Raw genomic sequence first — 16,540 nt, forward strand, 5'->3', positions numbered from 1 at the left:
CGGCGGCGGTCAGACCGGCGGGTCGGGATCGTATTGGATGCCGCGGCGGACCTCGCGCGCCCGTTCGACGCCCGCGAGGCGAGCCACCAGGTGCAGCGCCATGTCGATGCCGGCGGACACGCCTGAAGCGGTGATCATGTCGTCGCTGTCAACGAACCGTGCCTCGCCGCGAACGTCGATCGTGGAATCAATCTCGGCCAGTAAGTCGAGAGACTTCCAATGCGTGGTCGCAGCGCGGTCACGCAGGATTCCAGCTGCCGCGTACACCAAGGCGCCCGTGCAGACGCTCGTCATCAGCGTGCCCTCGCCCTTGACGCGGCGCACCCACTCGAGCGTCGGTTCGTTCTTGAGTTGCGGTCGGGTGCCCTGCCCGCCGGGATATATCAGGACGTCGAGACGGGGGCGGTCGGCCTCGCTGTGATCGGCGCGAACCGTCAAACCTTTGGCGCACAAAACTTCCCCTCCCTCCTGGGAGAAGGTGAAGACCCGCCAACCATCCTCTGGCCATGTCCTGGTCCAGAACGACAAGACCTCCCACGGCCCGATCGCGTCGAGTTCTTCGACACCGGGAAAGAGCAGGATCCCGATGTGCTTGCTGTCATCCGTCATGGGTCAACGATGGCAGAAGATCCGAGCTGGGATCTAGGACGGCGGTGGGTCTCCCCGGTAGAAGGCGATGGAGTTGTCGGCCGCGCGCCGGGCGACGGCCGCGTCCTCGCCGGAGGCGACCTGGGCTGCGTACCAGCCCTCGCCGGCGGCAGCGATGTAATCCCTGCCTGCGCCGGTCGTGGACCATTCCTCTTCCCTGAACTCGTCCGGCACGGACTCACCGGTTTCGAGATGAATGGCCAACCCCAATACCGCCAAGTCCCAACCGATTCCGACGGCGCCGGGCCCGTATTGCGGCCACATCTCGTCGCCGACCAGTGCGATGTGGTCGAGTTGCATGCGCGCCTGGTCTGGACCCTCGTCGAAAATCCTCAGCTCGATCCAGCTGACCCCGCCGCCGAACTCCCATGTGGCGGTGAAGGTCCGCGGCGGATCGCAGGTGAGCACCGTGCCCGAGGCGTTGCCCTCCACCTGATATTTCCCGTCGAGCCGCAATTCTCCGTGCACCGGCGCAAACCAGCGCGGCAATCGTTCTGCGCTGGTGCAGGCATCCCAGAGATCTGCGGCGTCGGTGGGGTAACTGCGGCCCAACGTGACGACCCGAGCCTCCCCGGCGTCGAGAGTCCGAGCGCCGACCGTCCGTGCTACGGCGTTGACATGGTGGCTGACATCCATCAGTGCTTCTCTCCTTCGGTGTTGGTCGAGGCGCGGCGCTGCCGTTTTCCGCGCGCGATCTCGGTGTCCAACGCGTCCAGGCGTGGCGCCCAGAACTTGCGAAAGTTGTTCAACCACTCGTCGACGTCACGCAGGGCGGTCGCGTCGACGGCATACATCCGCCGCTGCCCGTCGGGGCGGACGGAGGCAAAACCATTGTCCCGCAACACCTTCAGATGTTGCGAGACTGCGGGTTGGGTGATCGAGAACTCGTCCTGGATCACCGCGGTGACCGCGCCGGCCGGCTGCTCACCGCCGGCGAGCAGTTCGAGGATGCGGCGCCGCACCGGGTCACCGAGAACGTCGAACGCGTGCACGCCCCAAGTTAATAGATTTGGCTTATATAAGTCAAGGGCTATTTAAATCAGGCCGACGCGGCGATCGCTTCCTGCATGCCTCGCGTCGCCAGGACATCGGCCAACTCGTTGTCGGCGACACCGGCGTGCCCCTTCACCCAGAACCACTTGACCTCGTGGCGTGCACATGCGGTCTGCAGACGCTGCCACAGGTCCACGTTCTTGACCGGCTGCTTAGCGGCGGTCATCCAGCCATTGCGCTCCCAGCCGAGCACCCACTTCGTGATGCCGTTCCGCACGTAGGTGCTGTCGGTGTACAGATGCACGACAACGGGCCGCTTGAGCGCCTCCAACGCCATGATCGGGGCCGTCAGCTCCATCCGGTTGTTGCTCGTCTGTCCGGGTTCGCCGCCGCACATCTCCCGGACGTGCTGGCGCTGGCGCAGCACCGCACCCCAGCCGCCCGGGCCGGGATTCGGGCGGCAGCCACCGTCGGTATGGATCACCACGACGTCCGGATCGGCGACGTCGCTCACCGGGCCGAAGTTGGTCATGCGCCGAGGATAGGTGGCGAGATCAGCGCCGTCGCGACCGACATGCCGAGGTCGCGGTGACGGAGCGTGGTGATGCGGCGGCCGGGCTGCACGGCAGCCTTGACGGGGGTGGTGCGGTCGCCGAAGAACGCCGCCGACACGTCGATGTCGGCCGCGGTGAACGTGACACCCCATAGCGTCGACGGCCCGTCACCCGCTGCGTCGGGCGACCCGACGACTTCCACGATCGCCGCGCCGAAGCGGAAGAAGATCTGACGGATCGGTCGTCCGCCGAGTTCGGCGTCGCGCTGCCTGCGCGGTTCGATGCCGATGGCGGCGAGTGCGTTCACCGTGCGGGCGAGGTCGGGGGACATCAGCACGACGTGGTCGATCTCGGTGACACCGTTCGGGTGAATGGCAGCCGCGGCCGGGGCGGCTTCGGTTCGTGACGTCGGCACACCATCGAGGTCGCGCAATTCCTGCGGCAGCCCGCCCAGCGCCCACCCGACGATGCCGGTTCCGCGGTCACGGCCGACCAAACGGATCCGGACGTCACCGACCCGGCAGGCGGCATCGTTGTCAACGGTGAACCCGGCCTGGCGCCAGGAGTCGGCGGGATCGGCGACCACGAGCTCGTCGAGGGTGATGCTCACTGAACACTCAGGGCGTGAAGACGTCGATCTGCTTGCCGAGTGCGAGCATCACCAGGGGAATCCGGCGGCTCGTCGACTGTTGGTAGGTGATGTACGGCGGGTAGAGATGCGTCATGTAGGACCACACCTCGTGCCGTTCCTCATCGCTGGGTTCGCGCCACGTAGCCTCATACGCCTGCGTCGCGACTTGGACGTCGACGGTCGTGCCGGCGTGGATGTTGAGGTACCAGTCGGGATGGGTGTCCGCGCCACCCTTGGATGCGACGATCACGAGTTCACCGCCGAAGTTGCCGTATATCAACGGTTTTACGTAGGTCTTGCCGGAGTTGCGGCCCTGGAACCGGATCAGGCAATGCGTGGTGAACGCGCGGCCGCCGACTTCGTGGAGGTCAACGATGTGGCCTTTCGCGCCACCGGACTCCAGGTATTCCGCTAGGTGCTCGTCGATCCAGTCTCCGCGGTCAGCGCGAATCGCACCGGCGTCGGCGTCACCCATCCTTGGTCCCTTCGTCAGCCCATCCGAATCCGCTGACGACTGTAGCGCTCCATGGCCGGACGTCGACGTCAGTCGTCGTCCTTGTCTTTGGACTCCTTCTTGTCGGACTCCTTCTTCTCAGAGTCCTCCTTGCTGTCCTCGCCCTTGTCATCGCCTTCGTCTTTCGACGATGCGCCGCCGAGTTCGAGGACGGCCCAGTGGCTCGGTGACAGGTAAACCGACCACTTGTCTTTTTCGCGGCCGAGCTTCAGGACGCCATCGTCGATCTCCCAGACGGTGTCGTCGTCGTGCTGGGACTCTTGTCCATCGGAGTACGTGAGTTTGAAAGCCATGGTGTCGAGTGCCCGCAACCCCGTCGCGTTAACCCTACGTAACGGTGCTCGTCGCTAGCGGCGCTTCTGCAGCAGTACCGACAGCGTCAGGATCGCGATTCCCGCCAGCGCCAGGATCGCACCGGCTGCGGCGGGTGCTGTGTAACCCAGGCCCGCCGCGATGACGAGGCCGCCTACCCAGGCTCCGGTCGCGTTGCCGATGTTGAGCGCCGAATGGTTCAGTGCCGCAGCCAGAGTCTGCGCGTCGTGGGCGACGTCCATCAACCGGGTCTGCAGAGCCGGTCCGACGGCGGAGCCGGTCAGCCCGATCCCGAACAGCACCAGCAGAGCCGTCCACGGATTGTGGGAGGCCACCACGAACACGGCGAGCATCGCGGCAAGCGAGCCCATCGCCAGATACAGCGCCCGGATCACCGATCGGTCCGCGAGCCGTCCGCCTACGAGATTGCCGAAGAACATGCCGAGCCCGAACACCATGAGCGCCAACGGGACCAGGGGGCGCGGCATACCGGCGACGTCCGTCATCGTCGTCGTCACGTAGGTGTAGACGGCGAACATGCCGCCGAAGCCGATCATGCCGACCAGCAGCGCCAGCCACACCTGCGGGCGGCGCAGTGCGCCGAGTTCGGTGAGTGGGCTGGTGGCTCGCATCGACTTCAACTGCGACGGCAACCAGAACCACAGCGCCGCCAGCGTGACGATGCCGACGGCCACAACCAGGCCGAAAGCTGCTCGCCAGCCCAGGGATTGGCCGAGCCATGATGCCATCGGCACGCCGAGCACGGTGGCCACCGTGAGGCCGGTCAGCACGTGTGCCACGGCTTTGGCGCGGTTCTGCGGACCCATGAGGTGCGCGGCGACGAGAGCCGCCACCCCGAAATACGCACCGTGCGGGAGTCCGGCGAGGAACCTCGCGGCGATCAGCGATTCGTAGGACGGGGCCAGCATGCTCGCGAGGTTGCCGACGGTGAACACCGTCATCAAGGCCAGCAGCAATCTGCGTCGCGCCATCCGCGCCGTGATCGCGGCGATCAGCGGGGCGCCGACCACCACGCCCAGTGCGTAGGCCGAGATCACATGTCCAGCAGTGGGTTCGGAGACGCCGAGGCTGCTGGCGATATCGGGTAGCAGGCCCATGGCGACGAACTCGGTAGTGCCGATGCCGAATCCGCCGAGCGCCAATGCCACCACGGCGAGCCAGCGCACAACGGGATCCGGCGCCACCACCGACACCGGGCCGGACGGGCGGTCGAGTGTCACGGTCATAGCGCCCGAACGGCGGCGACGGGCGGCTTGCTGAGCTTGAGGGCGACGTCGGCCAGGCGGCGGATGCGTTCCCAGTCGCGGCGGCGCACCGCGTCTGCCGGCGCGAGCCAACCGGCGCTGACGCAGCCCACGTTCGGTGCGGCGAGATAGCCGCTCAGGTCGGCGGCGCTGACCCCGCCCGACACGCAGAAGCGGGCGGCGGGTACGAAGACCGCCAACGCTTTGAGATGCCGGACGCCGCCGGCGGCAGTGGCCGGATGCAGAACCATGTCGGTGTAGCCGTCGTCGAGAAGGTCGGCGGCTTCGTCGGCGGTGGTCACGCCGGGAAGGTGGGGCAGCTCGGTGGCGCACATGGCCCGTCGCAGGGCGGCGGGCCCTTCCGTGGCGACGAGGAACTCCGCGCCGGCCGCGCGGGCCAACTCGGGCTGTTCGATGTGCGTGATCGCGCCCGCGCCGACGATCACCTCGGGGGCGTCCGACGCGATCCGCGCGATGGCTTCCAGTGCGAGCGGTCCGTCGAGTGCCACCTGGACCAATGGCAGACCTGCGTCACTAATGGCCCGTGCCACGGACGCGGCGGCAGACACATCGGCTGCGCTGCGCATGGCGATGATGGGCATCACCGGAGCGACGTCCAGCAGTGATCGGGGCTCTTTCACGTAGTCAACGGTAAACGCCCTTTAGGTACTTCTCAATCCGACTTAGGTACTTGAAATACATAAGTGGCGTGGTTAGTCTTGCGCCGTGGCGCTGCTCAGGTCATCTTCAGCAACCTCGGTGGGGGACCTCTACGCCCTGATCAGGCAGAAGCGCGATACAACCAGAGCCGAGATCGGCAAACTCACAGGCTTGTCACGGACAGCTGTGACGGCGCGGGTGAGGGAACTCACGTCCCGCCAGTTGATCGTCGAGCACGAACAGGCCCGGTCCACGGGCGGTCGCCCCGCCACGCTGCTCAGCTTCAATGCCGCAGCCGGGGTCGTCTTGTCGGTGGCCATCGGCGGAAGCCGGACCCGTTTGGGCGTGTGCAACCTGGCCGGCGAAGTGTTGGTCGCCGCCGACGTCGATCAGGAGCCTGGCCTCGCACCAGGTGACCTGATGCCGGACGTGGTCACCCGCCTGAGCGCGCTGCTCGCCGAATCCGGGTACCGCAGCGATCAGGTGCTCGGCGTCGGACTGAGCCTTCCCGGAACCGTCGACCAGCTACGCGGCAGCAGCGTCGACACGCCGGTGCTCAGCGGCTGGGACGGCGCACCCTTGACCCCATACTTTCGCGAACTCACCGAAGCACCCGTCGTGCTCGGGAACGACGCCAACGTCATCGCGCTCGCCGAATGGCGTTCGGGCGCCTGTCGCGGCTTCGACGACGCACTCGTCATCAAGGTCTCGACGGGGCTGGGTGCCGGCATCATCGCCGGCGGAGCTCTGCAGCGAGGCGCGATCCGGGCGGCAGGCGAATTCGGCCACAACAAGACACCGGCGGCCGACGGACGAGCCTGCCGCTGCGGGGATGTCGGCTGCCTGGAAGCCGTCGCGGGTGGCTGGGCGCTGGTGCGCACCCTCAGGGACGCCGGCGGGCGGGCGCAGAACCTCCGCGACATCGTGGGTCTGGCTCACTCCGGAGATGCGCTGACGCGCAGGATGATTCGCGATAGTGGCCGACACGTCGGCGAGGTGCTGGCGGCCGCCGTCAATCTGATGAACCCGGCGGCGCTCGTGGTTGCCGGTGACGTGGCAGGCGCCTACGACATCTTCGTCGCCGGTCTGCGGGAAACGTTGTACGGCAACGCCACCACGCTTGCGACCCGCGCCCTGGAGATAGCGCCCGCCGAATTCGGCGACAGGGGCGGCGTCATCGGCAGCGCGATGATGGCGCTCGACCACGTCCTCGGCCCACGGGCCATCGACGCACTGATCGCGGCGGCATAGGCCCGGAGATCAGCCCTCGGGTTCGGCCACCGGGATGAGGAGATCCGCCGACCCGTCGGCGTCCTGGGTGCGCACGGTGTGCAACCGCTCCGCATACAGCAGATCGTCGCGCCACAAGCGGTTCGCCGCCTGCTTCATGAACGGCGTGATCAGCGGTGCGACTCGTAGGGCTCGGGCGAAACCCGGTCGATCGGAGTGCGCGATGACCGCCTCGGTGACGAGGCTGCGTGGCTGCCCGTCAGGCCCGAAACCGAGTGGGGTGGCGTGGGTTTCGACGACGCTGCCGGAGCCCTCGCCGTCGACGATGCGCATGACGAGCGTGCGCGGCTCCGGGCTGGTGAACTCGGCGATCACCGGGATGCCGAGGCGTCCGAGCCGGAACGTGACCGCGACGAGGAATCGATCGAGCTCCTCGGGAACGTCGTCGGAAGCCGTCGGCGCGCTGAGCACTTCCAGACGTGTGAAGGAGTACGGGTGAAACCATGCGCCGTGCCACGGATCCATCCGATTGGCGATGATGTCACGGGCCTCGCAGGCGCCGCTGAGTTGTGTGACGGCCGCGATCTGCGCACCGTCGGGCCGGACCGGCAGGATCGGCGCTGCGGTGGGCGTCTCACCGCCGACGCGGTCGAGGCGCGCCCAGATCAGCACGCCGTCGTCGAACGCGGGCAGCGCGGCCCAGTCGGGCCGTGAGCGGCCCGTCAGGCGCAGGCCGTGCCACGGACAGACGAGGTGACCGAGGTCGACGCTGCCGGTACACAGGTCGGCACCCAGGTGCGGACACCGTGCGGGCCCGATGCGCACGGTCCCGTCCGTATTGCGCCAGCAGACCAGCTCCGCACCGGCGACGTTGGCGCCGTGCGGCTTTGAGGCGACGTCGGTGCTGGCGGCGACGACGTACCAGTTGCCGCTCGGCCGATCCTGGGACCGTGCGAGCGCGGCGTCGATGAGCTCGGCGGAGGCCTGCTTGTACGTCGGCGCTTGCCGCGCCCACGCGGTGCGCGGCAGGAGCTCGAAGGGCGACGCCTTGCTGACCGACGTCGTCAGACGGCTGAGAAGGCTCATCGGGATGTCCGCCTTTCCACGCGACCCGCGAGGTGCCGAAGCACAGGTGAGCGTCCACGCACCGGCACCGTGTACATATCGTGCCCCCTCACGCCGAAGAGGTCGAGCAGCGTGTTGGCTGCCGCGACACCCGTCGTCGCGGCACGCTCCATCAACGCCACGGGCAGGTCGATCCGGATTCCGTCGCCGGCCAGCGCGAGGCCGGCACAGGGGGTTTTCACGGTCGGCCTCGGCCCGAAGTCACCGGGCGCCAGGCGAGGGCAGTCGCTACGGGTCAAAGTCTTCTCGAAAACCACGGAGGCCGAGGCGGTTTCGGGGTACAGCGCGTGCAGACGGGCCAGCATGTCGGAGCGCAGCTGCGGAGAGTCCTCGGCGACCGAGTATGCGTGCAGTTCGACGACGGATCCGCCGGTTCGGTCGGCCCAGTCGGACGCTTCGCGTTCGTAACGGTTCAGGACGCTGATGTTGTCCAGCGGTGGCAGTCCACCGGTGCCGAGGAACGCCGCGCGGTCAGGATGTACCGGCCGGTCCAGCCAAAGGCGCTGCACGACGAACGGGGCCGCGGTGCCAAGGCCCTCGATGCGTTTGCGCCAGAAGGGGTCAGCGAGATCACCCGAGTTTCCGAGGATCGCCTGCAGGGCAGGCACCTCGGTGGCGAGGACGACCCCGTCGACCAGGGTGGTCGAGCCCGATTCGTCGAAGACGGAGAAGGCGTTACCGTCCGCCGAGATCCGAGTGATCGGCGTCGCAAGGTGGAGGCGCGCACCCTTCTGCTGCAGGTAGTCACCGAGCGGATTCCACAGCGCCACATCGAAGTTCGTCTTTGCGACGTCGAAGACCAGTCCTTCGCTCGAGCCGAGGAAGTAGATGTGGAACATCGTCGCGAGCTCTGCGGCGGACAACGCCGCGGGGCGGGTGAAGAAACTCCGGGAGAACACCTCGAACGCCAGGTGGCGGGCCGCGACGGGGAAGTTGATGTCGTGCAGGAATGTCTCCGCGTCGAGATCGTCGAGTTCGTCGTAGGTCTGCGGGACGGACACCTCGGCCAGCGGCGCCGCAGCGCGAGGATTGAGGCGGATGAGGTCGCGCAACCGGAAGGTGGGGCTGCGCAATGCGAACGCGATTGCGTTCAGCGGCGGTGTGCTGGGAAGCCCGCGGAAGGTGTCACGCCGGCCCTCGGCGTCGACGAGGGGGTAGTCGTCGAGCGGAGCCAGCATCGAGAGCTCAGGATCGATGCGGCGCAACAGATCACGCAGATTGTAGTACTGCCGGAAGAACGCGTGGAAGCCGCGGTTCATCGCGACCGTCGTCCCGTCGGGCAGGCTTTCCGACCAGCCGCCGACCCGGCCACCGAGATACGTTTCCCGCTCGAACAGGTCGACGCCGACACCGCGCTCGACGAGGGCGGTCGCCGCCGCCAGGCCGGCAATGCCGCCCCCGATGACGGCGACCCGCGGCACTGCCGACAAAGAGGTTGCGGTCGGCAGGCCCGGAGCCCCGGGGTGACAGACCCGTCGCGGGTCGGTCACCGCGGCGCCCGGCCGAGGAAGGTGTGCACGATGTTGTGCTGCCAGCCGGCCACCGTCATGCTCTGCACGTCGATGAAGCCGTTGCGCTGCAGTCGATCCCGGAACTGCGCTGCGCCGTCGAACTCGTTGACACTGCGGCGCAGGTAGCGGTAGAGGCCGTCGTCACCCGAACGTAGACGTCCGGCGGGGATGATGACCGTCGCCGCGACCATGTTCCATACGGCGGTGGCCACCCGCGAGTCGCGCACCGAGTACTCGTGGGCGGCGAAGACCCCGCCCGGTCGCAGCAGCGAGAGCAGGCTGCGGAGAACGGTGTCCGGATCGTCGAGGTTGCGCACGAGGTAGGCGGCGAGGATGCCGTCGAACGGGCCGTCCACACCGGCTTCCGCGAGATTCTCCGCGCGACTGTGGACGAAGGTCACCGCCGCCGGCCAGGTCTTCTCGCGGGCCCGTGCCAACATGCCCGCCGACCCGTCGACCGCCACGATCTGTGCGTGCGGCGCAGCGCGCACCAACGCCGCAGTGGAAGCGCCGGTACCGCAACCGATGTCGAGGAGTCGCAGTCCACGGCCCGAGTCGGGCAACTGCATCCGGCGCGCCGACAGCCGAAGGTGGCGGTGGTAGCCGGGGTTGGCGCCGACGAGGCCGTCATAGGATTGCGCGCCGGCGTCGAACGCATCGGGAACGTCGTAGGATTCGCGACTCATACCGTCTCTTTATCTTGTTTCTTGCCATTTCGTACCCACAACAGCAGCACCGCGGTCACCATCGCCCATCCGAACAGGAAGTCCTCGACGGGAATGATCACGCCCCCCGTCGACGGACCCGCGCGCGCAGTGCCTTCGCCAGCCCCACCGACGCCACCCTGATGCGTCGGGCGGTCGACACCGTGGCGCGCTGGGCGAACACGGCGTAGTCGATTTCTTCGATGCGGTCCAGGATTCCGGAGTACAGCGTCAGTGCTGCGCTGATGCAGGGGCGGGACTGGGGGGCCAGCAGCGCGATACCGCGTTCGGCATGGCGGTAGATGCTGCGCGTGAGCGCGTGCTGCTCGACGAGTGCGGCCCGCAGTCGGCTGTCCGTGCGCCGATTCTGCTGACACCACGTCAGCACGTCGCGATCGACGCCGTGGACGGCGAGCTCGTCGGCCGGCAGATACACCCGGCCGCGAGTCAGGTCTTCGTCGATGTCTCGGAGAAAGTTGGTCAGCTGGAACGCTTTTCCGAGAGCGGCGGCATGGGGTGCAGCCTCGTCGCGGGGAACGACGGTGCCCAGGACGGGGAGCATCTGCAGGCCGATCACCTCGGCCGAGCCGTACATGTAGCGATCCAGCTCGGCGCGGTCCTTGTAGTCGGTGACGGTGAGGTCCATCCGCATCGACGCGAGGAAATCGTCGAAGAGCTGCCAGTCGAGGTCGTACTTTCGCGCCGTGTGCACCACGGCGTCCAGCGTCGGGTCGTCGCCGGCCGTCTTGTTCTCCACCATCCTGGTGAACAACGCGGTCGACAACCCTTGCAGCTCATCTGCGCGCTGTGCTGTTGTGCGGGAATCGAATCCGTCGAGGACATCGTCGGCGCGCCGCGCGAAGCCGTACAGGGCGTGCACGGCGGGCCGCTGCGCCGGCGACAACAGCCGCGTCGCCAGGAAGAAAGTTCGGCCGTGCTCTGCGTTGAGGGCGCGGCACTTCTGGTAGGACTCTCTGAGTGCAACATCGTGGACGCCCGCGGCGTCCAGCTCCGAGCTGATCATCGTTGCTCCGATCATCGCGACATTACCTGTGACTGTGTCCGGGTAGCGGCTCCGGTGACGCGGTCAGCGGCGAGGCGTCCCGACACGATGGCGGTGGGAATCCCGACACCTGGCACGGTCGACGAACCGGCGAGCACCGCGTTGTCGATGCCGCGCACGGTGTTGCCGGGCCGGAACGGGCCGGTCTGCCCGAATGTGTGGGCGAGGGCAAACGGTGTGCCCGACGCCATGCCCTGGCGGGCCCAATCCTGGGGCGTCACCACGTGCAGCAGTTCGGCGTCCTGGCCGAGGTGCGGCAGGCGTGCCGACACGGTGTCGAGCATATGGTCGGTGTAGCCGCTGCTCTCGGCGTCCCAGTCTTTGTGTCCCACATCGGTGTTGGGGGCCGGCGCCAGGACGTACAGCAATTCCCGTCCGTCCGGGGCGAGCGTCGGGTCGCCGAGCGTCGGCCGGGTCACCAGCAGCGACGGGTCGGCCATCGTGCGTCCCTCGTCGATGATCTCGTCGAAGGTCCGGTCCCAGGCATCGCCGAACAGGATCGTGTGGTGCGACGGGTCCGCGGTCGTTGTGTCCGCACGGCAGCCGACGTGCGCGACGACGCACGACGGCGCCGGCCGCAACTTCACCAATCGGCGGGGTGTCCGGGCGAGCATCCGGTACGTGTCGGGCAGTTCGGTCGTCAGGATCACCGCGTCGGCGGGGAACCGCTCACCGTTGACGGTGCGCACCGCCGTGACCCGCGACCCTGATCGCTCGATATCGGAAACCGGTGCGTTGTAATGAAATTCGACCCCTGCATCGGTAGCCGCGGCCGCCATCGCGTCGGGTAGCGCCCGCATGCCGCCACGCGGGAAATACACGCCCGACACCGTGTCCATATAGGCGATCACGGCGTAGGCCGCGAGGGCGCGCTTGGGCGGCACCCCGACATAGAGAGCCTGGAAGGTGAACACCCGCAGCAGGCGCTCGTCGGACAGGAACCGCCGGACCATCGGCTCCCAGCTGCGGAACCCTCCGATGGCGGCCAACTTGGCGAGCTGTGGCGTCAGCAGCGACAGCGGGGAGTCGAAGTTCGCGTTGATGAAACCGTTGAACTCCAGCTCGTAGAGCCGTGTCAGCCATTGCCTCAGCTGCGCATAACCCTGCGCCTCCTTGGGGCCGGCGAAGCGCGCGATCTCCGCAGTCATCGCCTCGGCGTCGCTGTGGACGTCCAGGCTGCTCCCGTCGGCGAACGAGGCGCGGTAGGCGGGCAGCACGGGCTGTAGGTCGAGGCGGGCGGCCGTCGACTCGCCGACTGCGGCGAAGGTGTCATCGATGATGTCGGGCATCGTCAGCACCGTCGGCCCGGTGTCGAGCCGATATCCGGAGATGTCGGCCCTGCCGACCCTGCCGCCCGGGTGCGCGCCGCGTTCGACGACCGTCACCTGGCGGCCACGCCCGGCCAGGTGAAGCGCGGCCGACAAGCCCGCCAGACCGGCGCCGACGATGACGACCCGGTCCGTCGCCCCGGGCACGGTGCGCATCAGGCCACCCGCTCGGTGCAGGCGGAAGCCATCGTGATCAGTGCCGATCGGACACCGTCGTCCAGCGATACGGTGTCGAGGCGGTGCAGGGCCCACGCGAGGCGTCGGTCGATCAACTGTTCCATCCATTCCATGGTGCCGATCTCGGCGATCAGGCGTTGCCAAGCGGTGATGTCGTCGCCGCTGAGATCGGCGGTGGTCATCAGTCGTTCGAGGTCGCGGCGCTGCGACCTGCTACTCAGCTGATGGGCGGCGACGACGACCGTCGTCGCTTTGCGCGCAGCCAGGTCAGAACCCGCAGGCTTGCCCGTCGTCTCGGGACGGCCGAAGACCCCGAGAAGGTCGTCGCGGAGTTGGAAAGCCTCACCCACCGCGACGCCGTAATCACCGAGCGCGTCGAGTGTGCGTTCGTCGCACCCGGACAGCGCAGCCCCGATCTCCAGCGGTCTGCGCACGGTGTAATTGCCGGACTTGCGGCGCGCGACGTCGAGGACGTCGTCCAGCGTGGGGAAGGCCGACGAGTCGTTGACCAGATCGGCGAACTGCCCTACGGCGAGTTCGGTGCGCATCGCGTCATATCGCGGCCAGGCGCGGGTGAGGGCCTCTTGGGCGAGTCCGCTCTCGCGGAGCATCTGTTCTGCCCAGACCAGGCACAGATCGCCCAGCAGGATCGCCGCCGACTCGCCGAAGCGCGCCGATGAACCGGCCATCCCGTGGCGATGGTGCCAGCCCTCGAAGGCACGATGTGCGCTCGGTCGTCCCCGGCGCATCGGCGAACCGTCCATGACGTCGTCCTGCACCAACGCGAAGGCGTGCAGGAACTCCAAGCTGGCCGCCGCCCGGATCGCGGAGACATCGGCCTCGGCCCCGGACAACCAGCCCAGATAAAGGAAGGTCGATCTCAGGCATTTGCCCTCGGCGAGCAGCGCCCGTAACACGTCTTGGGCGATGTCGACGCGGCTGGCGGGAAGCGACTGTGCACAACGGGTGTCGAGGAACTCGGCGACGGCGGCGAGCACGGATTCGCGCACCATCGACTGCCACTGCTCCGATCCGCGGCCCGCGGGCTCGACCGCCGCACACTGCGCGACTGTGGCGTACCTACCCGCGGGCATATCGCCCCCGGTTCGTCGTGAGCATGGCGCCGGTGGTCATCGAAACGGCCATTACCCATTTCTAGTGCCTCTATGCACGGCCGACAGCGTTTGTCGGGTCTCCAGCCGGGTAGCCGCACCGCCAAGGGGCCACCGCGGACACTGCAGAGGAGGCGCGCAGGTTGCCGACGCATTTCCCGCACAATGCCGATCGCGGTGAGTGCGCGTCAATAATGAGAAGGCACAGACGAATTCAGGCCGCTGCTGCAGGCATAGGTGCAGCCATAATGCTTGTAGGCGTCGTTGCTGTCCTACGGTCAGGCGCCCTCTTCGGCGGTTATTACCTGTCTGTGACGAATAGTGTGGTGCATGTGATCGTGGGCGCGTGCGGCGTGTTGCTGGCGGGTAGCGTCGCAGGAGCGCGCTGCTTTCTCGTCGTGGGCGCTGTGGCCTACCTCGTGTTGTGTTTGTCAGGTGTCACCGCCACGCACCTCACGGCCCAGGCGATCCTCGCCCCAGTCATGCTCGGGATCGGGATATGGCCGGGCGACGGTCGCGTCTCGATCACTACGGACAAAGGATGACGTTTGTCGCATTACCTGCTGGCCGTGAGTCCACTTCAGGGCCATGTGATCCCCATGATCAATGTCGGGATCGGGCTGCAGGAGCTCGGCCACGACATCACCATGGTGACGGGGTCGGAGTTCGCCGCGGTCGCCTCGGACGCAGGGCTGCGCGTGGTGTCACTACCCGACTCGGTGCACATCGATCCGCCGGACGCTGCGCCGATGCTGCTCCGCCGGCTTCCCGTCCAGGCGCGCCGGTTCTGGCTGGGCCGGGCCGAACTCGAGTCCGTGTTCGCCAAACCGCTTGCTGACGAGGCGCGTTCGCTCGCATCGGTGCTCGACGCCGCCGCTGTGGATGCGATCGTCTCGGACGTGACGTTCACCGGGGTGCTTCCGCTGCTGCTGGGCGACGGCCCTCGGCCGCCGGTCCTGGTGTGCGGCGTCGGACCGCTCACCATCTCCAGCGCCCAGACCCCGCCGTTCGGCATGGCATGGCAACCTGAGTCCGGTGTCGACTACCGGCCCATGACGGCGGTCGCGCACCGGGTCATCATGCGCTCGTCCCAGCGAAAGCTGAATCAGTCGCTGCGAGAGGCGAACTCCCGAAATTCACCTGTCTTCATCAGCGACTGGCCGCGACTGGCGGACGGCATCCTCCAGTTGACCGTCGACGAGTTCGAGTATCCGCGCGCCGACCTGCCCGCCACGGTGGAGTTCGCCGGACCGGTATTGCCGCGGCCAGTGGCGGACTTCGACCCGCCCGGCTGGTGGGACGACGTCGTGTCCTCCGGCGCCACCGTGGTGCACGTGACGCAGGGCACCTTCGACAACGCCGACCTCGATCAGCTGATCTCTCCGACGCTCGCCGCGCTGGGTGACCGCCGCGACGTGCTGATCGTGGCGACCACGGGTGGCAGGCCCGGCCAGCGCTGGCATGGCCGGGTCCCGGCCAACGCGCGCATCGCCGACTGGATTCCGTACTCCGCGCTGATGCCCCACGTGGACGTGATGATCACCAACGGCGGCTACGGAGGTGTGCAGTTCGCGCTGAGTCACGGGGTGCCGCTGATCGTGGCGGGGGAGACGTCGGACAAGGCCGAGGTGGCGGCCCGCGTCGACTACTGCGGGGTCGGCATCGACCTCGCGACGTCCGCGCCGACGCCAGAGGCGATCGGAGCCGCGGTGGACGAAGTCCTCCAGGACGGCACCTACCGATCGGCCGCGGCGCGGATCCGCTCTGCGATCGAGGCGTCGACGCCGATCGACACGATCGCCAATGCGCTCAAGCGGTGCTGTGACGCCTAGCCGTTCGCCTTCGCGATGACGTTCTCGGCGAACCACTCCAGGTTGCGGATCTTGTCGTCGAGCGGCTCGGTGTCCTGACCCATGATGTAGGGGATCCGGAACCCGACGATGACGTCGGTGACGCCTTTGTCCTCCAGGCGCTTGACCCCGTCGAGGGTGAACCCGTCGATCGAGATGACGTGGATCTGGAACTCGTCGGCCAGCCCGATGCGCTCCTCGGTCTCGCGATACTGCTGAAGCTTCTTCAGCAGCGGGTCGAGTTCCTCGGGATCGCCGCCGCCGTGCATCCAGCCGTCGTTGCGGGCGGCGCGCTTGAGCGCCGCGTCGGCGTGGCCGCCGATCAGGATCGGGATCGGTTTAGTCGGTGCGGGCGTCATCTTGAAGCGCGGGAAGTCGTAGAAATCGCCGTGGTACTCGAAATAGTCGCCGGAGGTGAGCCCGCGGACGACGTCGATGCACTCGTCCATGCGCTTACCGCGCTTGGCGAACGGCACCCCCATGATCTCGTAGTCCTCGGGCCACGGGCTGGTGCCGACACCGAGGTTGAGACGGTTGTCGAACATGGCGGCCAACGAGCCCGCCTGCTTGGCCACCAGGGCGGGCGGGCGGATCGGGAGCTTGAGCACGAAGATGTTGAACTTCAGCCTCGTCGTGACCGCCGACAACGCCCCGATCAGCGCGAACGTCTCGATGAACGACTTGCCGTCGAGGAACTCGCGGTTGCCGTCCTCGGTGTACGGATACTTCGAGTCCGACACCTCCGGGTAGGCGACGCTGTCGGCGATCGTCATCCCGTGATACCCCGCCTCGTCGGCGGCCTTCGCCAACGGGATGTAGTACTTCGGGTCGGTCATCGCTTCCGCGTAGGTGAATCGCACGTC

Annotated in this window: 19 protein-coding genes and 1 pseudogene; 3 read left to right on the top strand and 17 right to left on the bottom strand. The window is 67.5% G+C overall.

Features of this window, described 5'->3' with window-relative positions:
* Positions 1 to 9: 9 nt before the first annotated feature.
* The 9 genes from P9A17_RS14375 to P9A17_RS14415 all read right to left on the bottom strand — a co-directional run bounded on the left by P9A17_RS14375 (position 10) and on the right by P9A17_RS14415 (position 5,558).
* Positions 10 to 609 (bottom strand): DJ-1/PfpI family protein, encoded by a 600-nt coding sequence (locus P9A17_RS14375; RefSeq protein ID WP_278039306.1) that lies wholly within the window; start codon positions 607 to 609, stop codon positions 10 to 12.
* A 33-nt stretch (positions 610 to 642) separates the two neighbouring features.
* Entirely contained in the window at positions 643 to 1,287 is a 645-nt protein-coding gene (locus tag P9A17_RS14380) for an SRPBCC family protein (protein WP_278039858.1), read from the bottom strand.
* The gene (locus P9A17_RS14385; protein WP_278039307.1) at positions 1,284 to 1,640 is read right to left on the bottom strand and encodes a metalloregulator ArsR/SmtB family transcription factor; all 357 of its coding nucleotides are present in this window, start codon (positions 1,638 to 1,640) and stop codon (positions 1,284 to 1,286) included. Before P9A17_RS14385 ends, P9A17_RS14380 begins: the two co-directional genes overlap by 4 nt.
* Positions 1,641 to 1,687: 47 nt before the next feature.
* The gene (rnhA, locus tag P9A17_RS14390; RefSeq protein ID WP_278039308.1) at positions 1,688 to 2,173 is read right to left on the bottom strand and encodes a ribonuclease HI; all 486 of its coding nucleotides are present in this window, start codon (positions 2,171 to 2,173) and stop codon (positions 1,688 to 1,690) included.
* Positions 2,170 to 2,805 (bottom strand): glyoxalase, encoded by a 636-nt coding sequence (locus P9A17_RS14395; protein ID WP_278039309.1) that lies wholly within the window; start codon positions 2,803 to 2,805, stop codon positions 2,170 to 2,172. Before P9A17_RS14395 ends, rnhA begins: the two co-directional genes overlap by 4 nt.
* A 7-nt stretch (positions 2,806 to 2,812) precedes the next feature.
* A complete protein-coding gene (locus tag P9A17_RS14400) occupies positions 2,813 to 3,301 on the bottom strand; it encodes a nitroreductase/quinone reductase family protein (RefSeq protein ID WP_278039310.1) in 489 nt (162 codons plus the stop codon).
* 68 nt (positions 3,302 to 3,369) lie between these two features.
* Positions 3,370 to 3,633 (bottom strand): hypothetical protein, encoded by a 264-nt coding sequence (locus tag P9A17_RS14405; protein WP_278039311.1) that lies wholly within the window; start codon positions 3,631 to 3,633, stop codon positions 3,370 to 3,372.
* Between the two features lie 54 nt (positions 3,634 to 3,687).
* Complete coding sequence (locus P9A17_RS14410; RefSeq protein ID WP_278039312.1) at positions 3,688 to 4,899, bottom strand: MFS transporter; 1,212 nt, start codon at positions 4,897 to 4,899, stop codon at positions 3,688 to 3,690.
* Positions 4,896 to 5,558, bottom strand: coding sequence for a ketohydroxyglutarate aldolase (locus tag P9A17_RS14415; RefSeq protein ID WP_278039313.1), 663 nt, complete (start codon positions 5,556 to 5,558; stop codon positions 4,896 to 4,898). The genes P9A17_RS14410 and P9A17_RS14415 overlap by 4 nt, the downstream gene beginning before the upstream one ends.
* An 85-nt stretch (positions 5,559 to 5,643) precedes the next feature.
* Between P9A17_RS14415 and P9A17_RS14420 the strand changes: the two genes are divergently transcribed.
* The gene (locus P9A17_RS14420) at positions 5,644 to 6,828 is read left to right on the top strand and encodes an ROK family transcriptional regulator (RefSeq protein ID WP_278039314.1); all 1,185 of its coding nucleotides are present in this window, start codon (positions 5,644 to 5,646) and stop codon (positions 6,826 to 6,828) included.
* Between the two features lie 9 nt (positions 6,829 to 6,837).
* Here P9A17_RS14420 and P9A17_RS14425 read toward each other — a convergent pair whose 3' ends face one another.
* The 7 genes and pseudogenes from P9A17_RS14425 to P9A17_RS14455 all read right to left on the bottom strand — a co-directional run bounded on the left by P9A17_RS14425 (position 6,838) and on the right by P9A17_RS14455 (position 13,728).
* A complete protein-coding gene (locus tag P9A17_RS14425; protein ID WP_278039315.1) occupies positions 6,838 to 7,893 on the bottom strand; it encodes a DUF5914 domain-containing protein in 1,056 nt (351 codons plus the stop codon).
* The gene (locus tag P9A17_RS14430) at positions 7,890 to 9,422 is read right to left on the bottom strand and encodes an FAD-dependent oxidoreductase (RefSeq protein WP_278039316.1); all 1,533 of its coding nucleotides are present in this window, start codon (positions 9,420 to 9,422) and stop codon (positions 7,890 to 7,892) included. The genes P9A17_RS14425 and P9A17_RS14430 overlap by 4 nt, the downstream gene beginning before the upstream one ends.
* Complete coding sequence (locus tag P9A17_RS14435) at positions 9,419 to 10,129, bottom strand: class I SAM-dependent methyltransferase (protein WP_278039317.1); 711 nt, start codon at positions 10,127 to 10,129, stop codon at positions 9,419 to 9,421. The genes P9A17_RS14430 and P9A17_RS14435 overlap by 4 nt, the downstream gene beginning before the upstream one ends.
* Positions 10,126 to 10,224: pseudogene (locus P9A17_RS14440) on the bottom strand (lycopene cyclase domain-containing protein); the annotation flags it as partial. The pseudogene P9A17_RS14440 and the gene P9A17_RS14435, both read right to left, overlap by 4 nt.
* A gap of 2 nt (positions 10,225 to 10,226) precedes the next feature.
* Positions 10,227 to 11,171, bottom strand: coding sequence for a phytoene/squalene synthase family protein (locus P9A17_RS14445; protein WP_278039318.1), 945 nt, complete (start codon positions 11,169 to 11,171; stop codon positions 10,227 to 10,229).
* A gap of 11 nt (positions 11,172 to 11,182) precedes the next feature.
* Entirely contained in the window at positions 11,183 to 12,694 is a 1,512-nt protein-coding gene (gene crtI, locus P9A17_RS14450) for a phytoene desaturase family protein (RefSeq protein WP_278039319.1), read from the bottom strand.
* Positions 12,694 to 13,728, bottom strand: coding sequence for a polyprenyl synthetase family protein (locus tag P9A17_RS14455; protein WP_278039859.1), 1,035 nt, complete (start codon positions 13,726 to 13,728; stop codon positions 12,694 to 12,696). Before P9A17_RS14455 ends, crtI begins: the two co-directional genes overlap by 1 nt.
* Positions 13,729 to 14,138: 410 nt before the next feature.
* On the opposite strand from P9A17_RS14455, the gene P9A17_RS14460 reads away from it, so the two are divergent.
* Together P9A17_RS14460 and P9A17_RS14465 are read left to right on the top strand one after the other, a co-directional pair.
* A complete protein-coding gene (locus P9A17_RS14460; RefSeq protein WP_347403842.1) occupies positions 14,139 to 14,372 on the top strand; it encodes a DUF4383 domain-containing protein in 234 nt (77 codons plus the stop codon).
* Between the two features lie 24 nt (positions 14,373 to 14,396).
* A complete protein-coding gene (locus tag P9A17_RS14465; protein WP_278039320.1) occupies positions 14,397 to 15,659 on the top strand; it encodes a glycosyltransferase in 1,263 nt (420 codons plus the stop codon).
* Here the strand turns inward: P9A17_RS14465 and P9A17_RS14470 are convergent.
* Positions 15,656 to 16,537, bottom strand: coding sequence for an LLM class flavin-dependent oxidoreductase (locus P9A17_RS14470; RefSeq protein ID WP_278039321.1), 882 nt, complete (start codon positions 16,535 to 16,537; stop codon positions 15,656 to 15,658). The two genes, P9A17_RS14465 and P9A17_RS14470, sit on opposite strands and share 4 nt — an antisense overlap.
* Positions 16,538 to 16,540 lie beyond the last annotated feature (3 nt).

Source organism: Mycobacterium sp. 236(2023), assembly GCF_029623955.1.
In the GTDB taxonomy this organism is placed as follows: Bacteria; Actinomycetota; Actinomycetes; order Mycobacteriales; family Mycobacteriaceae; genus Mycobacterium.

What these genes read in the sequence shown, in the direction of transcription:
- P9A17_RS14375 (WP_278039306.1), bottom strand. Translation starts at nt 609, where the DNA reads ATGACGGATGACAGCAAGCACATCGGGATCCTGCTCTTTCCCGGTGTC.
- rnhA (WP_278039308.1), bottom strand. Translation starts at nt 2,173, where the DNA reads ATGACCAACTTCGGCCCGGTGAGCGACGTCGCCGATCCGGACGTCGTG.
- P9A17_RS14400 (WP_278039310.1), bottom strand. Translation starts at nt 3,301, where the DNA reads ATGGGTGACGCCGACGCCGGTGCGATTCGCGCTGACCGCGGAGACTGG.
- P9A17_RS14405 (WP_278039311.1), bottom strand. Translation starts at nt 3,633, where the DNA reads ATGGCTTTCAAACTCACGTACTCCGATGGACAAGAGTCCCAGCACGAC.
- P9A17_RS14410 (WP_278039312.1), bottom strand. Translation starts at nt 4,899, where the DNA reads ATGACCGTGACACTCGACCGCCCGTCCGGCCCGGTGTCGGTGGTGGCG.
- P9A17_RS14425 (WP_278039315.1), bottom strand. Translation starts at nt 7,893, where the DNA reads ATGAGCCTTCTCAGCCGTCTGACGACGTCGGTCAGCAAGGCGTCGCCC.
- P9A17_RS14435 (WP_278039317.1), bottom strand. Translation starts at nt 10,129, where the DNA reads ATGAGTCGCGAATCCTACGACGTTCCCGATGCGTTCGACGCCGGCGCG.
- P9A17_RS14445 (WP_278039318.1), bottom strand. Translation starts at nt 11,171, where the DNA reads ATGATCAGCTCGGAGCTGGACGCCGCGGGCGTCCACGATGTTGCACTC.
- crtI (WP_278039319.1), bottom strand. Translation starts at nt 12,694, where the DNA reads ATGCGCACCGTGCCCGGGGCGACGGACCGGGTCGTCATCGTCGGCGCC.
- P9A17_RS14455 (WP_278039859.1), bottom strand. Translation starts at nt 13,728, where the DNA reads ATGGTGCGCGAATCCGTGCTCGCCGCCGTCGCCGAGTTCCTCGACACC.